This is a genomic window from Bradyrhizobium sp. CSA112 (assembly GCF_029051645.1).
Taxonomy (GTDB): Bacteria; Pseudomonadota; Alphaproteobacteria; order Rhizobiales; family Xanthobacteraceae; genus Bradyrhizobium.
Genome location: NZ_JAACFS010000015.1, coordinates 117,616 through 135,083, shown reverse-complemented (window position 1 = coordinate 135,083; position 17,468 = coordinate 117,616). Strand labels below are relative to the sequence as shown.

At 62.2% G+C, this 17,468-nt stretch carries 18 protein-coding genes and 1 pseudogene; 9 read left to right on the top strand and 10 right to left on the bottom strand.

The window, feature by feature from the left end:
* Nucleotides 1-169: 169 nt before the first annotated feature.
* The 3 genes from GWE18_RS23835 to GWE18_RS23825 all read left to right on the top strand — a co-directional run bounded on the left by GWE18_RS23835 (nucleotide 170) and on the right by GWE18_RS23825 (nucleotide 3,019).
* Nucleotides 170-1,852, top strand: coding sequence for a long-chain fatty acid--CoA ligase (locus tag GWE18_RS23835; RefSeq protein WP_275188128.1), 1,683 nt, complete (start codon nucleotides 170-172; stop codon nucleotides 1,850-1,852).
* Nucleotides 1,853-1,873: 21 nt separating this feature from the next.
* On the top strand, nucleotides 1,874-2,425 hold the full coding sequence (locus GWE18_RS23830; protein WP_275188127.1) for a DUF924 family protein: 552 nt from the start codon (nucleotides 1,874-1,876) through the stop codon (nucleotides 2,423-2,425).
* Nucleotides 2,426-2,533: 108 nt separating this feature from the next.
* Nucleotides 2,534-3,019 carry a peroxiredoxin gene (locus GWE18_RS23825; protein WP_275188126.1) on the top strand — a complete coding sequence of 162 codons (486 nt, stop codon included), beginning with the start codon at nucleotides 2,534-2,536 and terminating at the stop codon, nucleotides 3,017-3,019.
* 267 nt (nucleotides 3,020-3,286) lie between these two features.
* Here GWE18_RS23825 and rnhA read toward each other — a convergent pair whose 3' ends face one another.
* The 3 genes from rnhA to ispH are packed head-to-tail and all read right to left on the bottom strand — an operon-like array spanning nucleotide 3,287 to nucleotide 5,702.
* On the bottom strand, nucleotides 3,287-3,751 hold the full coding sequence (rnhA, locus tag GWE18_RS23820) for a ribonuclease HI (RefSeq protein ID WP_057854709.1): 465 nt from the start codon (nucleotides 3,749-3,751) through the stop codon (nucleotides 3,287-3,289).
* Complete coding sequence (locus GWE18_RS23815; protein WP_275188125.1) at nucleotides 3,748-4,728, bottom strand: homoserine kinase; 981 nt, start codon at nucleotides 4,726-4,728, stop codon at nucleotides 3,748-3,750. Before GWE18_RS23815 ends, rnhA begins: the two co-directional genes overlap by 4 nt.
* 5 nt (nucleotides 4,729-4,733) lie before the next feature.
* Nucleotides 4,734-5,702, bottom strand: a complete 969-nt coding sequence (gene ispH / locus GWE18_RS23810; protein ID WP_275188124.1) for a 4-hydroxy-3-methylbut-2-enyl diphosphate reductase — start codon at nucleotides 5,700-5,702, stop codon at nucleotides 4,734-4,736.
* Nucleotides 5,703-5,921: 219 nt separating this feature from the next.
* Between ispH and GWE18_RS23805 the strand changes: the two genes are divergently transcribed.
* The gene (locus tag GWE18_RS23805) at nucleotides 5,922-6,620 is read left to right on the top strand and encodes a cell cycle transcriptional regulator TrcR (RefSeq protein ID WP_057854706.1); all 699 of its coding nucleotides are present in this window, start codon (nucleotides 5,922-5,924) and stop codon (nucleotides 6,618-6,620) included.
* 90 nt (nucleotides 6,621-6,710) lie between these two features.
* Here GWE18_RS23805 and GWE18_RS23800 read toward each other — a convergent pair whose 3' ends face one another.
* The 5 genes and pseudogenes from GWE18_RS23800 to GWE18_RS23780 all read right to left on the bottom strand — a co-directional run bounded on the left by GWE18_RS23800 (nucleotide 6,711) and on the right by GWE18_RS23780 (nucleotide 9,934).
* Entirely contained in the window at nucleotides 6,711-6,971 is a 261-nt protein-coding gene (locus GWE18_RS23800; protein WP_275188123.1) for a SemiSWEET transporter, read from the bottom strand.
* Between the two features lie 7 nt (nucleotides 6,972-6,978).
* Nucleotides 6,979-7,156: pseudogene (locus GWE18_RS23795) on the bottom strand (PhnA domain-containing protein).
* A 164-nt stretch (nucleotides 7,157-7,320) separates the two neighbouring features.
* On the bottom strand, nucleotides 7,321-7,527 hold the full coding sequence (locus GWE18_RS23790; RefSeq protein ID WP_275188122.1) for a DUF6494 family protein: 207 nt from the start codon (nucleotides 7,525-7,527) through the stop codon (nucleotides 7,321-7,323).
* 13 nt (nucleotides 7,528-7,540) lie between these two features.
* Complete coding sequence (locus GWE18_RS23785; RefSeq protein WP_275188160.1) at nucleotides 7,541-7,723, bottom strand: hypothetical protein; 183 nt, start codon at nucleotides 7,721-7,723, stop codon at nucleotides 7,541-7,543.
* Nucleotides 7,724-8,023: 300 nt separating this feature from the next.
* Entirely contained in the window at nucleotides 8,024-9,934 is a 1,911-nt protein-coding gene (locus GWE18_RS23780) for a propionyl-CoA synthetase (RefSeq protein ID WP_275188121.1), read from the bottom strand.
* A 254-nt stretch (nucleotides 9,935-10,188) separates the two neighbouring features.
* On the opposite strand from GWE18_RS23780, the gene GWE18_RS23775 reads away from it, so the two are divergent.
* Both GWE18_RS23775 and GWE18_RS23770 read left to right on the top strand, forming a co-directional pair.
* Nucleotides 10,189-10,371 (top strand): hypothetical protein, encoded by a 183-nt coding sequence (locus GWE18_RS23775; RefSeq protein WP_275188120.1) that lies wholly within the window; start codon nucleotides 10,189-10,191, stop codon nucleotides 10,369-10,371.
* A gap of 32 nt (nucleotides 10,372-10,403) precedes the next feature.
* Complete coding sequence (locus GWE18_RS23770) at nucleotides 10,404-11,252, top strand: hypothetical protein (RefSeq protein ID WP_275188119.1); 849 nt, start codon at nucleotides 10,404-10,406, stop codon at nucleotides 11,250-11,252.
* Here GWE18_RS23770 and GWE18_RS23765 read toward each other — a convergent pair.
* Nucleotides 11,249-12,013 (bottom strand): tetratricopeptide repeat protein, encoded by a 765-nt coding sequence (locus GWE18_RS23765; RefSeq protein ID WP_275188118.1) that lies wholly within the window; start codon nucleotides 12,011-12,013, stop codon nucleotides 11,249-11,251. The two genes, GWE18_RS23770 and GWE18_RS23765, sit on opposite strands and share 4 nt — an antisense overlap.
* Before the next feature lie 212 nt (nucleotides 12,014-12,225).
* Here GWE18_RS23765 and GWE18_RS23760 point away from each other — a divergent pair, with 212 nt between their 5' ends.
* Nucleotides 12,226-12,993, top strand: a complete 768-nt coding sequence (locus GWE18_RS23760; RefSeq protein ID WP_275188117.1) for a hypothetical protein — start codon at nucleotides 12,226-12,228, stop codon at nucleotides 12,991-12,993.
* A gap of 1 nt (nucleotide 12,994) precedes the next feature.
* Here the strand turns inward: GWE18_RS23760 and GWE18_RS23755 are convergent, their stop codons facing one another.
* Nucleotides 12,995-13,798, bottom strand: a complete 804-nt coding sequence (locus GWE18_RS23755; protein WP_275188116.1) for a glucose 1-dehydrogenase — start codon at nucleotides 13,796-13,798, stop codon at nucleotides 12,995-12,997.
* Nucleotides 13,799-14,117: 319 nt separating this feature from the next.
* Between GWE18_RS23755 and GWE18_RS23750 the strand changes: the two genes are divergently transcribed.
* Complete coding sequence (locus GWE18_RS23750; protein ID WP_275188115.1) at nucleotides 14,118-16,145, top strand: TRAP transporter fused permease subunit; 2,028 nt, start codon at nucleotides 14,118-14,120, stop codon at nucleotides 16,143-16,145.
* Between the two features lie 27 nt (nucleotides 16,146-16,172).
* On the top strand, nucleotides 16,173-17,132 hold the full coding sequence (locus GWE18_RS23745) for a TAXI family TRAP transporter solute-binding subunit (protein WP_275188114.1): 960 nt from the start codon (nucleotides 16,173-16,175) through the stop codon (nucleotides 17,130-17,132).
* Nucleotides 17,133-17,468: the final 336 nt, after the last annotated feature.

Sequence of the window (17,468 nt, the reverse complement as noted above, 5' to 3'; positions counted from 1 at the left end):
CGAAGCCGCGTAATTTGGCAGTTTTCCTGCCATTCAGCCGAACTATTCCAGATCGCTGAATGCGTCGACAACGCACAGCCGCTTGCCATCGGCTGCGGCATTCACAATACTGCCCAAAATACAAGGCGTGCCCGGCCAAGAACAGGGAAACAACCGGAGGGGAAATACCATGGAGCGGATCTGGCTCAAGCAATATCCGGCCGGCGTGCCAGCCGATATCGACGTCACCCAATACTCGTCGCTGGTCGAGCTATTGGAAGAAAGCTTTGCGAAATTCGCCGACCGCAAGGCGTTCATCTGCATGGACAAGTCGATCAGCTACCGCGACCTGGACGAGATGTCGGCCGCGCTCGGCGCCTATCTGCAGAGCAAGGGCCTGCCAAAGGGCGCCCGCGTCGCGCTGATGATGCCGAACGTGCTGCAATATCCGGTCTCGACCGCCGCCGTGCTGCGCGCCGGCTACGCCGTGGTGAACGTCAACCCGCTCTACACCCCGCGCGAGCTCGAACATCAGCTCAAGGATTCCGGCGCGGAAGCAATCATCGTGCTGGAGAATTTCGCCACCACCGTTCAGCAGGTGATCGCAAAGACCTCGGTCAAGCACGTGATCGTCGGCAGCATGGGCGACCTGCTCGGCTTCAAGGGCGTGATCGTCAACCTGGTAGTCCGCAAGGTGAAGAAGATGGTGCCGGCCTGGTCGATCCCGGGCGCGGTCCCATTCAACGAGGCGCTTGCCTCCGGCCGCGGCATGAAACTCAACAAGCCGCAGCTCACGCGCGAGGACGTCGCCTTCCTGCAATATACCGGCGGCACCACCGGCGTCTCCAAGGGCGCGACGCTGCTGCACAAGAACATTCTCGCCAACGTGCTGCAGAACGACGCCTGGTTGCAACCGGCGCTGAAGAAGCCGCCGCATGTCGACCAGCTCTTTATCGTCTGCGCGCTGCCGCTCTATCACATCTTCGCGCTGACGGCGTGCTTCCTGATGGCGGTGCGCGCCGGCGGTGTCAATCTTCTGATCCCCAATCCGCGTGACATACCGGGCTTTATCAAGGAGCTGATGAAATACCAGGTCAACAGCTTCCCGGCGGTCAACACGCTCTACAACGCCCTGCTCAACGCGCCGGGCTTCGACAAGGTCAACTTCTCCAAGCTGAAGACCTCGTTCGGCGGCGGCATGGCGACGCAAAAGCCCGTCGCCGAGAAATGGCTGAAGGTCACCGGCTGCGCACTGTCGGAGGGCTATGGCCTGTCCGAGACCTCGCCGGTGCTGACCTGCAACCCTGCCGACACCGACGAGTTCTCCGGCTCGATCGGCATTCCCGTGCCGTCGACCTACATCTCGATCCGCGACGACGACGGCAAGGAAGTGCCGCTCGGCCAGCCCGGCGAGATCTGCGCCAAGGGTCCGCAGGTGATGACCGGCTACTGGAACCGGCCGGAGGAGACCGCGAACGTCAGGACCGCGGACGGTTTCTTCCGCACCGGCGACATCGGCGTGATGGACGAGCGGGGCTACACCAAGATCGTCGACCGCAAGAAGGACATGATCCTGGTCTCGGGCTTCAACGTCTATCCGAACGAGATCGAGGAAGTGATCGCAAGCCATCCGGGCGTGCTGGAATGCGCCGTGATCGGGGTTGCTGACGCGAAATCAGGCGAGGCGGTGAAGGCGTTCATCGTCAAGAAGGATCCGAACCTTTCGGCCGACGACGTCATCAAGTTCTGCGGCACGCAGCTCACCGCCTACAAGGTCCCCAAGCAGATCGAGTTCAGGACCGATCTGCCCAAGACCAATGTCGGCAAGATCCTGCGTCGCGAACTGCGCGACGAGAAAAAGGCCGCGGCTTGAGGAGCGTGCGGGCCCTGATCCATGGTTGAAGCTTCCGTCACGCCGGCCGGGATTCTGGCGTTCTGGCGTGACGCCGGCCCCGACCGCTGGTACACCCGCGACGATGCCTTCGACGCGGAGGTGCGCCTGCGCTTTCTCGGCCTGTGGCAGAACGCGGCAGCGGGTGAATTATCGTCATGGGAAGGAAGCGATGACGGCGCGCTGGCGCTCGTCATCGTGCTCGACCAGTTTCCCCGCAACATGTTCCGCGGCGACATCAGGACCTATGCCAGCGACCGCCTCGCGTGCGAAGTGGCGCACCGCGCGGTCGATCGCGGCGTGGACGCGCGGATTGATCCCGCTTTGCGTCAATTCCTCTATCTGCCCTTCATGCATTCGGAGCACCTGTCCGACCAGTTGCGCTGCATCGAGCTGTCGCGCGCCGCCGGCGATACCGAAAGCCTGAAATGGGCCGAACACCACGCCGACATCATCCGCCGCTTCGGCCGCTTCCCCCACCGCAACCGCCTCTTGGGCCGCGCCACTACGCCCGAGGAGCAGGCATTCCTCGATGAAGGCGGCTTTTCGCCGTGATGACGCAAGCGTGAACGGTCTCGACTGTTGCCGTTTCTCCTTCCCTGAATATTGTGCCGGTCACCTGCCCGGTCTAAGAAACACCCGCACATTGAGGGAGAATTGACGATGACGATCCAAGTTGGCGACAAGCTGCCGGAAGCCAAGTTTCGCGTGATGACCGCAGAAGGCCCGCAGGTCAAAACCACCGACGATATTTTCAAGGGCAAGAAGGTCGCGCTGTTCGCGGTGCCCGGCGCCTATACCGGCACCTGCCACAAGATGCACCTGCCGAGCATCTTCCTCAACGCCTATGCCATCAAGGAAAAGGGCGTGAACACCATCGCCATCGTTTCCGTCAACGACGCCTTCGTCATGAACGCCTGGAAGCGCGACACCGACCAGCGCGACGAGGCCGTGTTCCTCGCCGACGGCAATGCCGACTTCACCAAGGCGATCGGCATGGAGCTGGATGCCTCCGGCAACGGCCTCGGCATCCGCTCCAAGCGCTATTCGATGCTGGTCGACGACGGTGTGGTGAAGAAGCTGAACCTCGAGCCCGCGCCGGGCAAGGTCGAGGTATCCGGCGGCGATACGCTGCTGGGGCAGTTGTAAGAGCAGCCCCGTCATTGCGAGGAGCGATAGCGACGAAGCAATCCACTTCCAACGCTTGCGGCGCTATGGATTGCTTCGCTTCGCTCGCAATGACGGCTGAGTAGCAGCGGCCTTTCTCCCTTTCTCCCCTTCTCCCCTTGTGGGAGAAGGTGGCGCGAAGCGCCGGATGAGGGGTCTGTCTCCGCGGAAAGAACCCCTCACCCGTCTCAATCGCGCCTTGCGCGATTGATCCACCCTCTCCCACAAGGGGAGAGGGGAAAGAGGCACCTACTTCCCTACCCTCTCCTGCAACCGCGCCATCGCGATGCCGTCGCGCGCGAGCTGGTCGGCACGTTCGTTTTCGGCGTGGCCGGCGTGACCCCTGATCCAGTGCCAGCGCACCTGGTGCGGCTTCAGCGCGGCGTCGAGGCGCTGCCAGAGATCGACGTTCTTGACCGGCTTCTTGTCCGAGGTGCGCCAGCCGTTCCGCTTCCAGCCGTGGATCCAGCCGGTGATGCCCTGACGCACATACTGGCTGTCGGTGGTGAGATCGACCACGCACGGCTTCTTCAGTGCTTCGAGTGCCGAGATCGCCGCCATCAGTTCCATGCGGTTGTTGGTGGTGTGCGTCTCGCCGCCCTTCAATTCCTTTTCCTTGTCGCCGAATTTCAGGATGGCGCCCCAGCCGCCGGGCCCGGGATTGCCCGAGCAGGCGCCGTCGGTGAAAACCGTCACGTGAGGCAATTCACTCAAGCGGCAAATCCGGGCTGGGTCAGGCCGTAATCGCGCACGCTGGCGACGTTCTGGTGGAAGCGCAGCTTGCGGACGTATTCGAGCGGGTCCTTCGGCTTCACCAGCGCGCCCGGCGGCACGTTGAGAAAATCGACCAGCCGCGTCAGCAGAAAGCGCAGCGCCGAGCCGCGCGCCACCAGCGGCAGCGCCTCCTGCTCGGCTTCAGACAATTGCCGCTCGCGGCCGTAAGAATTGAGCAATGCACGCGCCTTGGTGACGTTGAAGGAATGATCCGGCTCGAAGCACCACGCGTTCAGGCAGATCGCGACGTCGTAGACCAGGATGTCGTTGCAGGAAAACGGGAAGTCGATCAGGCCCGACAGCTTGTCGCCGAGGAAGAAGACGTTGTCGGGAAACAGGTCGGCATGGATGACGCCGAGCGGAAGATCTTTCGGCCAGCACGCTTCGAGATGATCGAGCTCGCGCGCGATGAAGTCATGCAGACCAGGCGCGACGCTGTCGGCGCGCGGTGCGGCGACATCGAACAGCGGCCGCCAGCCTTCGACCGATAGCGGGTTCTTGCGGAACATCGGAAAGTCGCGGCCGGCCACATGCATCTTTGCCAGCGCCTCGCCGACACCGGCGCAATGGGCGGCATTGGGCCGCCGCGGCCACATGCCTTCGAGAAAGTTGATGATCGCCGCCGGACGCGCGGCCAGTTCGCTGTAGACCTCGCCTTTGCGATTCCTCGCCGGCTGTGGGCAGCGCACGCCGCGCTCGGCCAGATGTGCCATCAGCGACAGGAAGTACGGCAGGTCGGCCACCGCCACGCGCTTTTCATAGAGCGTGAGGATGAAGGCGCCCTTGCTGGTATGCAGCAGGAAGTTGGAGTTCTCGACGCCCTCCGCGATGCCCTTGTAGGAGAGCAACTCGCCGATGTCGTAGCCCTTCAGGAACTCCGCGAGATCTTCGGCGGCGACGTCGGTGTAAACCGCCATCGCGACTACTCGGCGGCAGCTTCGGGCCGCAGCGAACGCGGCAGCGGGAAGAATTCGTTCTCCTCCGCAGCCGACACCGTCTCCACATGCAATTCGAACCGCTCGGCGAAGGCGCCCATGATTTCCTCGACGATCACTTCCGGCGCGGACGCGCCCGCCGTGATGCCGAGGCTCTTGATGCCCTCGAAGCGCGACCAGTCGAGATCCGAGGCGCGCTGCGCCAGCACCGAGACCGGGCAGCCCTCGCGCTCGGCGACCTCGCGCAGGCGCTGTGAGTTCGACGAGTTCGGCGCGCCGACCACGATCAGCGCATCGACCACCGGCGCCACCTTCTTGACCGCGAGCTGGCGGTTGGTGGTGGCGTAGCAGATGTCTTCCTTGTGCGGCCCGTTGATGTTCGGGAAACGCTCCTTGAGCAGCGCAACGATCTCCGCCGTGTCGTCAATCGACAGCGTCGTCTGCGTCACGAAAGCGAGGTTGTTCGGATCCTTCGGCGTGAAGGTCTTGGCGTCTTCCGCGGTCTCGATCAGCGTCACCGCGCCCAGCGGCAACTGGCCGAGCGTACCGACCACCTCGGGGTGATGCGAATGCCCGATCAGCAGGATTTCACGGCCGCGCTTGAAGTGGATCGCGGCCTCGCGGTGCACCTTCGTGACCAGCGGGCAGGTGGCGTCCAGCGAAAAGAAATTGCGGGCGCGGGCATCGGCCGGAACCGACTTCGGAACCCCGTGGGCGGAAAACACCACCGGCGCGTTGGTATTGTCGGGGATTTCGGCCAGTTCCTCGACGAAAATCGCGCCCTTGGTCTTCAGGCTGTCGACGACGTAGCGGTTGTGCACGATCTCGTGGCGGACATAGACGGGGGCGCCGTAGATGGCGAGCGCCCGCTCGACGGTATCGATGGCCCGCACCACCCCCGCGCAGAAGCCACGGGGGGAACAAAGCACGATTCTAAGGTCTGGTTTGGCTGACATTAGGGGCTATTCCGGGACCGAATCACCCCTAGCCGGCGGGCAGGGAACGGCCAATTCGGATAAGGACTTGGGACTGCTTTCGGCCTCTGTCAAGGCACTTTAGCAGACCATTGCGCCAAAGGGGATGGAAGGCGTATATAGCGCCTTAATTCCCGTCATCACCGATGACCATAGGCTTCGCCTCCGAAAGAGGTGGGCGAGGCACAAAGGAGATTTGCCATGAGCAATGCACCGCTGATGCCCAAGGCGACGGCCGTGTGGCTGGTTGACAATACCGCTCTGACCTTCGACCAGGTGGCCGATTTCACCAAGATGCACCCCCTTGAGGTCCGCGCCATCGCCGATGGCGACGCCGCCCAGGGCATCAAGGGCATGGACCCGATTTCGACCGGGCAATTGACCCGCGACGAGATCGAAAAGGGCGAAAAGGACCCGAACTACCGCCTCAAGCTCGGCGAGAGCAAGGTTGTGCTGCCGCCGGCCGCCAAGAAGAAGGGCCCCCGCTACACCCCGGTGTCGCGCCGCCACGAGCGGCCGAGCGCGATCCTCTGGCTGGTCCGTAACCACCCCGAGCTGAAGGACGCGCAGATCATGCGCCTGGTCGGCACCACCAAGACGACGATCGCGTCAGTCCGCGACCGCACCCACTGGAACGCCTCGACGCTGACCCCGATGGACCCGGTGACGCTCGGCCTCTGCTCGCAGATCGAGCTCGATTTCGAAGTGCAGCGCGCCGCCAAGGAAAAGCCGGTCCCCGCTGCCTACGGTGGCGCCACCCTGCTGCCGGCCTCCGAGACCACGAAGAAGGAGCCGGAATTCGAGCCGAGCGAGCGGAAGGAAGACGACCTCAATGTCGATGCCGTGTTCGCCAAGCTGAAGACGATCGGCGGCAAAAAGCAGGACGACGACGAGGAGTAAGGCTATCGGCTACGGCTGATGCCGAACGCGGCGGGGCAACCTGCCGCGTTTTTGTTTGCGGCGAACACTGCGGGCCGGCTGACAGCCGCTTCAACCGTACTTCAGCTTCATCCAGAGGATTCCGCCGGCCAGAACGATCGTAACCGCATTCGCAACGATCAGCGGCGCATCACCGGAAAGCAGGCCGTACAACAGCCAAAGCAGGATGCCGAGCACCATGACGAAGAACATTCCAAGCGAAATGTCTTCGGTGGAGCGCGTTCTCCAGACTTTCACGAACTGCGGTGCATAAGCGAGCGTCGTGCAGGTTGCGGCGGCAAACCCCAGCAGCTTGATTGCAAGTTGTTCCATGCCGCCGTTATAGCATCGATTCGAAGATGGACGCCTTCTTCAAGAACTCAGTTCGCAGCACCAGGCCTTTCACCTTGTCGGTGCGGCCTTCGATCTCGTCGGGATCGTCCGTAAGGTGGATGTTCTTGATCAGGGTGCCGCGCTTGAGCCGGTGGACGAGCCTTCAGCTTCAAATCCTTGATCATTCGCAAGGCGCTCGCTTCTTCCTTCTCCCCTTGTGGGAGAAGGTGGCGCGGACGAAGTCCGTGCCGGATGAGGGGTTTTCCATCCGCGGAGAGAACCCCTCACCCGTCGCCGAACTTCGTTCGGCGCCACCCTCTCCCACAAGGGGAGAGGGGAAGAGACTTCCTCAACCCAATTCGATCTCGTCGTCGATCTCATGCGAGAGGCTGACGCCGCCGATGGTCAGAACCATTTTGGCGGGCAGCTTCTCGTGACCCTTCAGCTTGCCGGCCTCGATGGCGTCGCGCACGGCCTTTTCGATCTCGCGCTGCGAGGTGATGCCGACCTTCTTGAGGAATTTGCGCAGGCTGGCGTTGAAGACGTCTTCGTTCATGAGGGCCTCCTGATCATGGCCTGGTCGGATTGTTCAGCATGTGCTCCGCGAGATTGCGCTGGGCGCGATCGGCGCGCGCGTTGGCATTGCCGCGCTGCACGTCGCGGTTCTTGCGGCAATTAACATAATCATTCGAGCCTGCCGCAACATTGTTGGAGCGGCAAAAAGCGTCGTCGTCCGCGCTGGTGTCGGCCATGGTCGGCTGGCCGCGCTCAAGGCAGCCGGTGAGAAGCGGCGCTGCGAGCAGGAGGGCGATGAAGTGCCTTGCGGGTCCAGACTGCATGCGGAAGGCTCCTGTTTTCCTATCTCGTCATTGCCGGGCTTGACCCGGCAATCCATCGAAAAGATGGCGGCCTCTTTGAAGGCGATGGATGCCCGGGTCAAGCCCGGGCATGACGAGGAACCGTCATTCCGGGATGGTGCGCAAGCACCAGACCCGGAATCTCGAGATTCCGGGTTCGATGCTTCGCATCGCCCCGGAATGACAGCTAGTCGCCTACACCCTGCCCTTCAGCGCGTCGCGGATTTCCTCTAACACCTTGGGGTCCTCGATGGTGGCCGGCATGGTCCAGCTCTCGCCGTCGGCGATCTTCTTGATGGTGCCGCGCAGGATTTTTCCCGAGCGCGTTTTCGGTAATCGCCCGACCGTGATCGCGAGCTTGAAGGCCGCGACGGGGCCGAGCTTGTCGCGCACCAGCGCCACGATTTCCTTTTCGATCTCGGCAGGCGCGCGCGAGACGCCGGCCTTCAGCACCAGGAAGCCGCAGGGCACCTCGCCCTTGATCGCGTCCTTAATGCCGAGTACCGCGCATTCGGCGACGTCGGGATGGGAAGCCAGAATTTCCTCCATGCCGCCGGTGGAGAGCCGGTGGCCGGCGACATTGATGATGTCGTCGGTACGGCCCATCACCCAGACATAGCCGTCCTCGTCCTTGTAGCCGGCGTCCGAGGTCTTGTAGTAGCCGGGAAACTCCGTGAGGTAGGCTTCCCTGAAGCGCTCATCCTGCTGCCACAGCGTCGGCAGGCAGCCGGGCGGCATCGGCAGCTTGATCACGATCGAGCCCATGGTGCCCGCGGGCACCGGCTTGGAGGCCTCGTCCACCACGTCGACCTGATAGCCCGGCATCGGCACCGTCGGCGAGCCGTGCTTGACCGGCAGCATGCCGAGGCCCATCGGATTGCCGGCGATGCACCAGCCGGTTTCGGTCTGCCACCAGTGATCGATGACCGGCACCTTCAACTGCGCTTCCGCCCATTCCACGGTCGGCGGATCGGCGCGCTCGCCGGCCAGAAACAGCGTGCGGAATTTCGACAGATCGCATTTGCGGATGAACGCGCCGTCGGGATCCTCCTTCCGGATAGCGCGGAAGGCGGTCGGCGCGGTGAACAGCGCAACTGCCTTGTGCTCGGAAATGACACGCCAGAACGCGCCGGCGTCGGGCGTTCCGATCGGTTTGCCCTCGTACATGATCGAGGTGGCGCCATGGATCAGCGGGCCGTATACGATGTAGCTGTGGCCGACGACCCACCCGATGTCGGAGCCGCACCACCAGACCTCGCCCGGCTTGACGCCGTAGAGATTGAACATCGACCATTTCAGCGCGACCAGATGCCCGCCATTGTCGCGCACGACGCCCTTCGGAATTCCCGTGGTGCCCGACGTGTAGAGAATATAGAGCGGATCGGTGGCGAGCACGGGTACGCAGGGCGCGGTCGCTCCCGCCTCAAGCGCCGCACTGCGCTCGATTGCCCAGTCGAGATCGCGACCGATCGGCAACTCGCAAGTGTGCTGCGGCCGCTGCAGAATAATGCAACACTGCGGCTTCGCGCTGGCGAGCCGGATCGCCTCATCAAGCAACGGCTTGTATTGCACGATGCGGCCTGGCTCGATTCCACAACTCGCCGAGAAGATCAGTTTCGGCTTGGCATCGTCTATGCGGCTGGCGAGCTCTTTCGCCGCGAAGCCGCCAAACACAACCGAATGCACGGCTCCGATCCGCGCACAAGCCAGCATCGCAAACACCGCTTCCGGCACTAGCGGCATATAGATGATAACGCGATCGCCTTTTGTGACACCAAGGTTCTGCATGACGGCGGCGAGCGTCTGCACCTCCTTCAGCATCTCGGCATAGGTGAATTTCGAGATGGAATTTGTCAGCGGCGAATCGTGGATCAGCGCCACCTGGTCGGCGCGTCCGCCCGCGACATGGCGATCGAGCGCGTTGTAGCAGGTGTTGACCACGGCGCCGGCGAACCAGCGGCCATACGCGTCCATCGAGGGATCGAAGATCTTTTTAGCCGGCTCGATCCATTCGATCTCGCGCGCGGCCTCGGCCCAGAACCCGTCCGGATCGGCCAGCGACCGGGCATGGACCTCGTGATAGCGGCTGTTGTTCTGAACGTTCATGGCGTCGCTTCCCGTGCATTTGTGACCGGCCACGGTTCTTCCCGTTCCGGGATACGCCCACCTTAATCTGGATCAAGAAAAAAGAAGGGATTTTCTGCCCAGGGGGAGCCTTATCGCGTTCGGTCAACACGGGTCCGGTTGCCGAAATTTAACGATGATGAAAGCGTTTTTGTAGCCTTTCGCGAAGCTGACAAGTGCCAGCACCCTTAGGTGGTACAACTGGCTTCATCGATGGGCAGTTCACAGGGAATCCCATGCCGCAGTCCCACTTCCTGATAGAAGCATTCGACCTTGAGCAATGGTGTCCCGTTCTGCAGGCGATGCTTCCTGTCGACGATCCGGAAGCGCTCCGCGCAATTCTGGCTGGAGTGGCCGACGACGACCCTGAGCTGGAAAAACTTACTTTCTGGATGATGAAGAGCTCGCAGCCATCGTAGCGACATTCAATGTGAGCTTCGATGCAGCGCAATTGGATTCCAAAGATCTGGAGATCCGCCTGTTCCGATGGCGGTCATCCGATCGGACGCCATACCTGACCCACACAGAGTACGAACTGCCGCTGCTGCTGGAGGGCCGAAAGAAACTGGCGCGCATGTCGGGTCTGTATCCGCCGATGGCATTCGAGGGCGAGGACCGGTTTGAGCATTGGGTGACCAAGGGCGTGCTTCACAGCGAGGAAGTCAATAAACCGTTCGATCAGCCGGTTCGGACGTCCCATGGTCAGACTTACCTTGGACAACGGATCGTCTACTACACGCCGAAGGGCGAAGAATGGCGAATCCGGGCGAGCAAACTGATCTGGGACGCCTCAGGCAAATCCGGCGGCTGGAATGAATACTTCGAACGGCTCGAGGGCATGCTGTTCGGCTATGAAGATTGGCAGAACGATTGGTGGATCACGAGAGGCATAACAGGCGGCGGCTTCGGTGGCCTATCATGCTGCTGCATGGTGACCGCGGCCGGTCTGGCATGGATCGAAGCCGCCGGGTTCCGTGCATTGCCGCCCATTTATGGTCCGACGCTGACCATCATGATGCACGACTGGGAGAACGAAGCTGATCAATACGCCGCCATGCTTGGAGATCCCGAAAGCGTTGCTGTCGCGCGCTTCAACATGCTTGGTCGCGACTTCATGAATTTCTGGACTTCGCAGCGCGGCGGGCCGTGGGACTTGCCGGCCGGGCGGATTGCCGAATTCAACCGTTTCCTCCGAGGATCGATCGAGATCGTCGCTCGGCGCGACGATGCCGCAGAAAACGTTCGAATCGCCGGCTCATCACCAGGATCAATTCAGGCTAAATGCCGGCAGCAGCACTAGTAGCCGACGATTCCGTTGATCTTTTGCAGGCGGTCGCGCATCGCCTTTTTCAGATCGTAGTCGGGCTGGCCGTATTCCGCATTGCGCCGGGCAAGGTATTCCTGCTGCTCCCGCCGCAATGTGCGCGCCTGCTGCGGGGTCATCTTCGCGGCGGCCGCCCTCTCATACGCCCCCTGGACTTCGCGATCGAGATCGGCGAGTTCGGGATTGGCGCAGATCGCCTTCTCCACCTTGCGGCGGGCGGTCGCGCAATTGAAGCTCGGCTTGCCGGCGACTGCCTTCAGCGCGCCCTGCCGCTCTGCTTCCTGCGCCACCGCCCGGTGGTTGGCTCTGGCTGTGACGTGATCCGGGTTCAGCTTGATCGCCGCGGCAAAATCGGCCACCGCCTTGGGCAGATCGCCCTTCCTGCGCCAGAGTTCGCCGCGCGCGTTGTGAACATCGGCGTGCGCGGGATCGAGCCGCAACACGCCGTCATAGTCGGCGACCGCGCGGTCGATCATATCCTTGCGTTCATAGGCGGTGGCGCGCGCGATCAGCGCCTTGATGCGATCGGCCTTTTCGGTCTTTGCATTGTCGATCAGCGCGCCGCACGTGCTGAGCGTCTTGGCGTCGTCCTGCGCGGTGGCGGCAGCAAGGCACTGCGCCGGGTCGATCTTCAGATCCTTGACCGGCTCGGCGCCGGTCGCCGACGCATCATGTGCAAGCGCGATCCACAGCAGAGAGGCCGCGACCAGGTTGCGGATATCGGGATAGCCTCGCATCAATTGATCCGGAAAGCGCTGTCGATTGCGGCGCGATCCTAGCAAGCGACCTGCGTTTTCGACAAGCAGCCTGCAAATTTCCCGTTCGCACAAGAACAGATTTTGGCCGAAACGTGACCCGCGGGAAACGTAATTCTCTTCACAGACGGAAGAATACAATCCGTGAGAAAATCTGCTGTGAACCTTTTGCAGTTCTCGCGGACTCAACAACCATGACCACATTGACCGACCTGAATCCGCGCATCATCGCGCAATCCCAATCAGGATATTTCTACTTCTACATGGCCCTGGCCTGCATGGCCGTCGCCTTTCTCGGCTTCGCGCCGACCTACTGGCTGCCGCTGGCGAAGCGATCGTTCTCGGCTTCGCCGATCGTACACTTTCACGGCCTGTTGTTTTTTGCCTGGTCGCTTTACTTCGTATTCCAGAGCTGGCTTGCCGCGTCAGGCAAAGTCGCCCGGCACCGCACCATCGGCATGATCGGCGTCTCCCTGGCAACGGCGATGACGATTATCGGCTTCCTGGTCGCGGTCAACGCGATGAAGCGCTCGGCGGCGGCGGGATTGACCAATGAAGGAATCGCATTCGCGATTGTTCCGCTCAGCGGAATTCTGTTCTTTGCCGTGGTTTTCGCAACTGCCATTGCGGCCGTCCGCGAGCCGGAAACGCACAAGCGGCTGATGCTGCTCGCCAGCATCTCGCTGCTCGACGCTGCAGTCGCGCGCTGGTTCCTCACCTTCCTGGCGCCTCCCGGGCCTCTTGGCCCGCCGCCGGTGCCGGTGACCATCCCGCCGGCCATCGTCGCCTATCTCCTGCTCGTGGCCGCCATGGTTTTCGACTGGCGCACGCGCGGCCGGCCGCATCCGGTCTATGTCTACGGCGGCATTGCGCTGATCGCCATCAAGTTTCTGAACTGGCCGATCAGTGTCACGCCGCTCTGGCACTCCTTCGCTGGCGGCATCCTGGCGATGGCGCAGTAGGTTAGCTCGACTTCACCGTAATCCCGCCGTCGACCACCAGCTCGATCCCGGTGACGTAGCGGGATTCGTCGGAGGCCAGAAACAGCGCGGCGTTGGCGACGTCCCAGGCGTCGCCCATGTGCCCCATCGGCACCTGCGCGTCGCGCGCGCGCCACATCGCCTCGACGTCGCCAGCAGAATAGCTGGCCGCAAGACCGGCGGAGTGCTCGACCATCGGTGTCTTCATCAGGCCCGGCAGGATGCAGTTGACCCGGACGTGGTCGCGCGCGAACTGCACGGCTGACGTGCGCGTCATCTGGTTCATCGCTGCCTTCGAGGCGCCGTAGGTGACGTAGGAAATCCCGAGATGGCGGATCGAGGCGATCGATGAAATATTGATGATCGAGCCGCCGCCCTGCTTCTGCATCACAGGGATAACGTGCTTCATGGCGAAATAGGCGCTCTTGAGATTGACCGCGAAGACGTGATCCCAGCTCGCTTCGTTTACCTCTACGACGCTGCCCATCTCGGCGATGCCGACATTGTTGTCGAGCACGTCGACGCGGCCATAGGCCTTCAGGCACGCCGCCACCATCGCTTCCACCTCGGCTTCGCGCGAGACGTCGGCGGTGAAGGCGGTCGCCTTGCCGCCCTCGCCGGTGATGATATCGACGGTCTCCTGCGCCGCAGCCGCGTTGCGGTCGACGCAAAACACCTGCGCGCCCTCGCGCGCGAAGGTCACGGCGGTCGCCTTGCCATTGCCCCAGCCCGGACCGATCGAGCCTGCGCCCACCACCATCGACGTCTTGCCCTTGAGCCGTTCCATCGACTTCTTCTCCCTTTCTGTTTTCTTGTAGCCCGGGTGAAGCGAAGCGAAACCCGGGAATCTTGTTTGGCAGGTCCCCGGATTGCGCGGAGCCTGTCATCGGGCGCGCATTCGCGCGACCCGTTGGCTCCATCCGGGCTGCGAAATTGGCCGGCAAATTGGACGGACGAGGACCTCGGGTCAACCGGTCCGATAGATAAAAAAGATGCTCGGACATCGTCCGAAAAGCCCCTTGCCACGGTCGCCCAAACCGGACTGAATGCGCCCGCGAAAGGCCGGCCGAAGCCGGGCGTAAGTTAACGAATCTCCCGGGGAGAGCATGGCAGCAGACAAGACAACACCGCCCAATGACGAGGTCGTCGCCGTTTCGGACGAAGCCTTGCACAAGGCGGAAGCCTACATCGAGGCGGAAGAGGGCGCGGCTAACCGCCTGATGGGATGGGCGGGAAGAATCTCGACCACGATTGCCGTGGTCATGAGCCTGTTTCACCTCTACGCGGCCTACGCCATCGTTCCGACCCAGGAACTTCGCTACACTCATGTCGCGTTCACGCTGGTTCTGAGCTTCCTGCTGTTTCCGCTGGCGACACGCTTTCGCAACCGCGTGCGCTGGTGGGACGTCGTCCCCGGCATTGTTGCGGTCGCGACCATCGTATATGCGCTGTGGGGTGGTGAAGATTTCACCGACCGTGCCACCACGCCTGACCGCTGGGACGTGATCGTCGGCATTGTCTTCATCGTGCTGCTGCTGGAAGCGACGCGGCGCACCACCGGCGCGATCATGCCGGTGGTATCGATACTATTCATCGCCTATGCGATGCTTGGGCCGCATTTGCCGGCGCCCTGGACCCATCGCGGCTACGACCTGGACCGCCTCGTCGGTCACCTCTTCATTACGCTGGAGGGCATTTTCGGTGTCGCCGTCGACGTATCGGCAACGCTGATCATCCTGTTCACCATCTATGGCGCGTTTCTGCAGCATTCCGGCGCCGGCAAGTTCTTCATCGATTTCTCACTGGCCCTGATGGGCGGCAAGCCGAACAGTGCCGGCCGCACCGTGGTGCTGTCGTCGTTCCTGCTCGGTGGCCCCTCCGGATCCGGCGTCGCCACAACCGTCATGATCGGCACCGTGGCCTATCCGATGATGGCCAAGGCAGGCTTCGAGCGGAACGCCGCGGGCGGATTGCTTGCAGCCGGCGGGTTGGGCGCGATCCTGTCGCCGCCGGTGCTGGGAGCCGCCGCGTTCCTGATCGCCGAGTTTCTCAAGATCAGCTATCTCGACGTGATCTGGATGGCGACCATTCCGACCTGTCTTTACTACATGTCGCTATTGTTCATGGTCGAACTGGACGCCAAGAAATTCCATGCCAAGAACGTGAGCATCACGACGGAGATGTCGCTCGGCCAGATGACGAAGCGATACGGCTTCCACTTCATCTCGCTGCTCGCCGTCGTCGCGTTCATGATCATCGGCTACTCGCCATCGCTGTCGGTGTTCTACGCCATTGTGGTGACCTTCGCGTTGAGCTTCCTGCGCCGGGAGACCGCGCTGGTGCCGAGCAAACTGGTGAGGGCGCTAGCCGACGGCTCGATCGGCGCGCTGAATGCCGCGACCACCTGCGCCTGCGCCGGCATCGTCGTCGGCATCGTGACGTTGACGGGCCTCGGCCTCAAATTCTCGTCGATTGTCATCGCCTATGCCGGCGGCAGTCTATTGTTGACCGCGATCTACACATCGCTGATCGTCTGGATCATCGGCCTCGCCGTCCCGGTGACCGCCTCCTACATCATCTGCGCGGTGATCGCGGCGCCTGCGCTGATCAAGCTCGGCGTGCCCGACTACGCCGCACACATGTTCATCTTCTACTACGCCGTCTTGTCCGAGGTTTCGCCGCCGACGGCGCTCTCGCCGTTCGCGGCGGCCGCCATCACCGGCGGGGATCCCTACAGGACCACCCTGCAGTCCTGGAAATACACGCTGCCGGCGTTTCTGGTGCCGTTCGTATTTGTGCTCGACCCGCAGGGCGCAGGGCTGCTGATGTCGATTCCCAAGGGCGGATCGTGGGTCGATATTCTCGAAATCACGATCAAGACAAGCCTGGGCCTGCTAGCGCTTGCTGCGTTTGCCCAGAACTGGGCGCTGCGACAAAATACAGCGGTCGAGCGCGGCCTGCTTCTGCTATCCGGATTGCTGCTGGTGTTCCCGAGCCTGATTGAGGCAATCGTCGAATGGATCACCGGACGCGACATCAGCTACACCTATGTGCCGGGCCTGATCATCGGTTTCGGCGTATTGCTGTGGCAGGCCAGAACGCGGTCGCCAGAGCGACCCGCGCTCACAACATAGAGAAGAAAGCAATTGAGGGAGATAAAAATGAAAAAAACCACAGCCATGCTGGCGATGACACTGGGGCTTGCCTTTGCTGGCGTAGCCCATGCCCAGCAGAAGACCATGTCGATCGGCACCGGCGGCACCGGCGGGGTCTATTACCCGCTCGGCGGCGCGGTCGCCAACGTGCTCTCGAAGAACCTGCCCAACGTGCAGGCCACCGCCGAGGTCACCGGCGGCTCGGTCGACAATCTCAAGCTGATCGGCGCAGGCAAGAGCGAGATGGCCTTCACGATGGCCGACGCCGCGCTCGACGCGCTGAAGGGTGAGGACAAATTCAAGAGCGGCAAGGTGCCATTGCAGGCGCTGCTCGTGGTCTATCCGAACCGCATGCATGTGGTGACGGTGGAAGGCACCGGCATCCAGACCATGGCAGACCTGAAGGGCAAGCGCGTTTCGACCGGGTCGCCCGGCAGCGCCACCGAAGTGATGGCGTTCCGTGTCATCGAGGCCGCTGGCCTCGACAAGGACAAGGACATGAAGCGCGAGCGGCTCGGCGTTGCCGAATCCGTCAATGCGGTCAAGGATCGCAAGATCGATGCGTTCTTCTGGGTCGGCGGCATCCCGACTGCCGCGGTCACCGATCTCGCGGCGACGCCCGGCCTGAAGATAAAGCTGATCGACCATGGCGACCTGGCCGAGAAGATGAACGCGAAATACGGCAAGCTCTATTCTTCCAGCAAGATCAAGGCGGGTTCGTATCCGGGCTACGACAAGGACAATTCCATTACCGACGTCTGGAACTTGATCGTCACCGGCGACAAGATGAGCAATGAGGACGCCTACACCATCGTCAAGACGCTGGTGGAGAAGAAGGCCGACATCGTCGCCGTGCACAAGGAAGCCGAGAGCTTTTCGCTCGACAACCAGGTGCAGGAACGTTCGCCGATCCCGTTCCACCCCGGCGCGCTGAAATACTTCAAGGAAAAGGGCGTGGGCGGCTAGGCCTCGCGGTCCGGACGATCGGAAGCGATGTCCGGAATGCAGATTGCAGTGACCGCGGCCACCGAGGGCCGCGGTCATTTTTTTAGAGGAAAAGTCGCGTGCATCGCATCATTGCTGCTCCTGCGAAGGAGGGCAGAGGCATCACGGCAGAAGTTTTCTCAAGCCACGAAACATCGCGGCGCCGGCAAGCGACCACAGGCGTTAACATGCAGGGCGCTGATCAAATATTGCCCAGGCAAGGCGCCAGCTCGTTGAAGCCCATGAAAGCAACGAATGGGCTTGTCCGGCCCAGGCAATGTGCTGCTGAGCCCGGCCGTTTTCCTAAAATTTTATTCG

Bases quoted from the DNA above. Each gene is read 5' to 3' on its own strand.
- GWE18_RS23835 (WP_275188128.1), top strand. From the start codon at position 170: ATGGAGCGGATCTGGCTCAAGCAATATCCGGCCGGCGTGCCAGCCGAT.
- GWE18_RS23830 (WP_275188127.1), top strand. From the start codon at position 1,874: ATGGTTGAAGCTTCCGTCACGCCGGCCGGGATTCTGGCGTTCTGGCGT.
- GWE18_RS23825 (WP_275188126.1), top strand. From the start codon at position 2,534: ATGACGATCCAAGTTGGCGACAAGCTGCCGGAAGCCAAGTTTCGCGTG.
- GWE18_RS23815 (WP_275188125.1), bottom strand. From the start codon at position 4,728: ATGGCGGTTTACACCGACGTCGCCGCCGAAGATCTCGCGGAGTTCCTG.
- ispH (WP_275188124.1), bottom strand. From the start codon at position 5,702: ATGTCAGCCAAACCAGACCTTAGAATCGTGCTTTGTTCCCCCCGTGGC.
- GWE18_RS23805 (WP_057854706.1), top strand. From the start codon at position 5,922: ATGAGCAATGCACCGCTGATGCCCAAGGCGACGGCCGTGTGGCTGGTT.
- GWE18_RS23800 (WP_275188123.1), bottom strand. From the start codon at position 6,971: ATGGAACAACTTGCAATCAAGCTGCTGGGGTTTGCCGCCGCAACCTGC.
- GWE18_RS23790 (WP_275188122.1), bottom strand. From the start codon at position 7,527: ATGAACGAAGACGTCTTCAACGCCAGCCTGCGCAAATTCCTCAAGAAG.
- GWE18_RS23785 (WP_275188160.1), bottom strand. From the start codon at position 7,723: ATGGCCGACACCAGCGCGGACGACGACGCTTTTTGCCGCTCCAACAAT.
- GWE18_RS23780 (WP_275188121.1), bottom strand. From the start codon at position 9,934: ATGAACGTTCAGAACAACAGCCGCTATCACGAGGTCCATGCCCGGTCG.
- GWE18_RS23775 (WP_275188120.1), top strand. From the start codon at position 10,189: ATGCCGCAGTCCCACTTCCTGATAGAAGCATTCGACCTTGAGCAATGG.
- GWE18_RS23765 (WP_275188118.1), bottom strand. From the start codon at position 12,013: ATGCGAGGCTATCCCGATATCCGCAACCTGGTCGCGGCCTCTCTGCTG.
- GWE18_RS23760 (WP_275188117.1), top strand. From the start codon at position 12,226: ATGACCACATTGACCGACCTGAATCCGCGCATCATCGCGCAATCCCAA.
- GWE18_RS23755 (WP_275188116.1), bottom strand. From the start codon at position 13,798: ATGGAACGGCTCAAGGGCAAGACGTCGATGGTGGTGGGCGCAGGCTCG.
- GWE18_RS23750 (WP_275188115.1), top strand. From the start codon at position 14,118: ATGGCAGCAGACAAGACAACACCGCCCAATGACGAGGTCGTCGCCGTT.
- GWE18_RS23745 (WP_275188114.1), top strand. From the start codon at position 16,173: ATGAAAAAAACCACAGCCATGCTGGCGATGACACTGGGGCTTGCCTTT.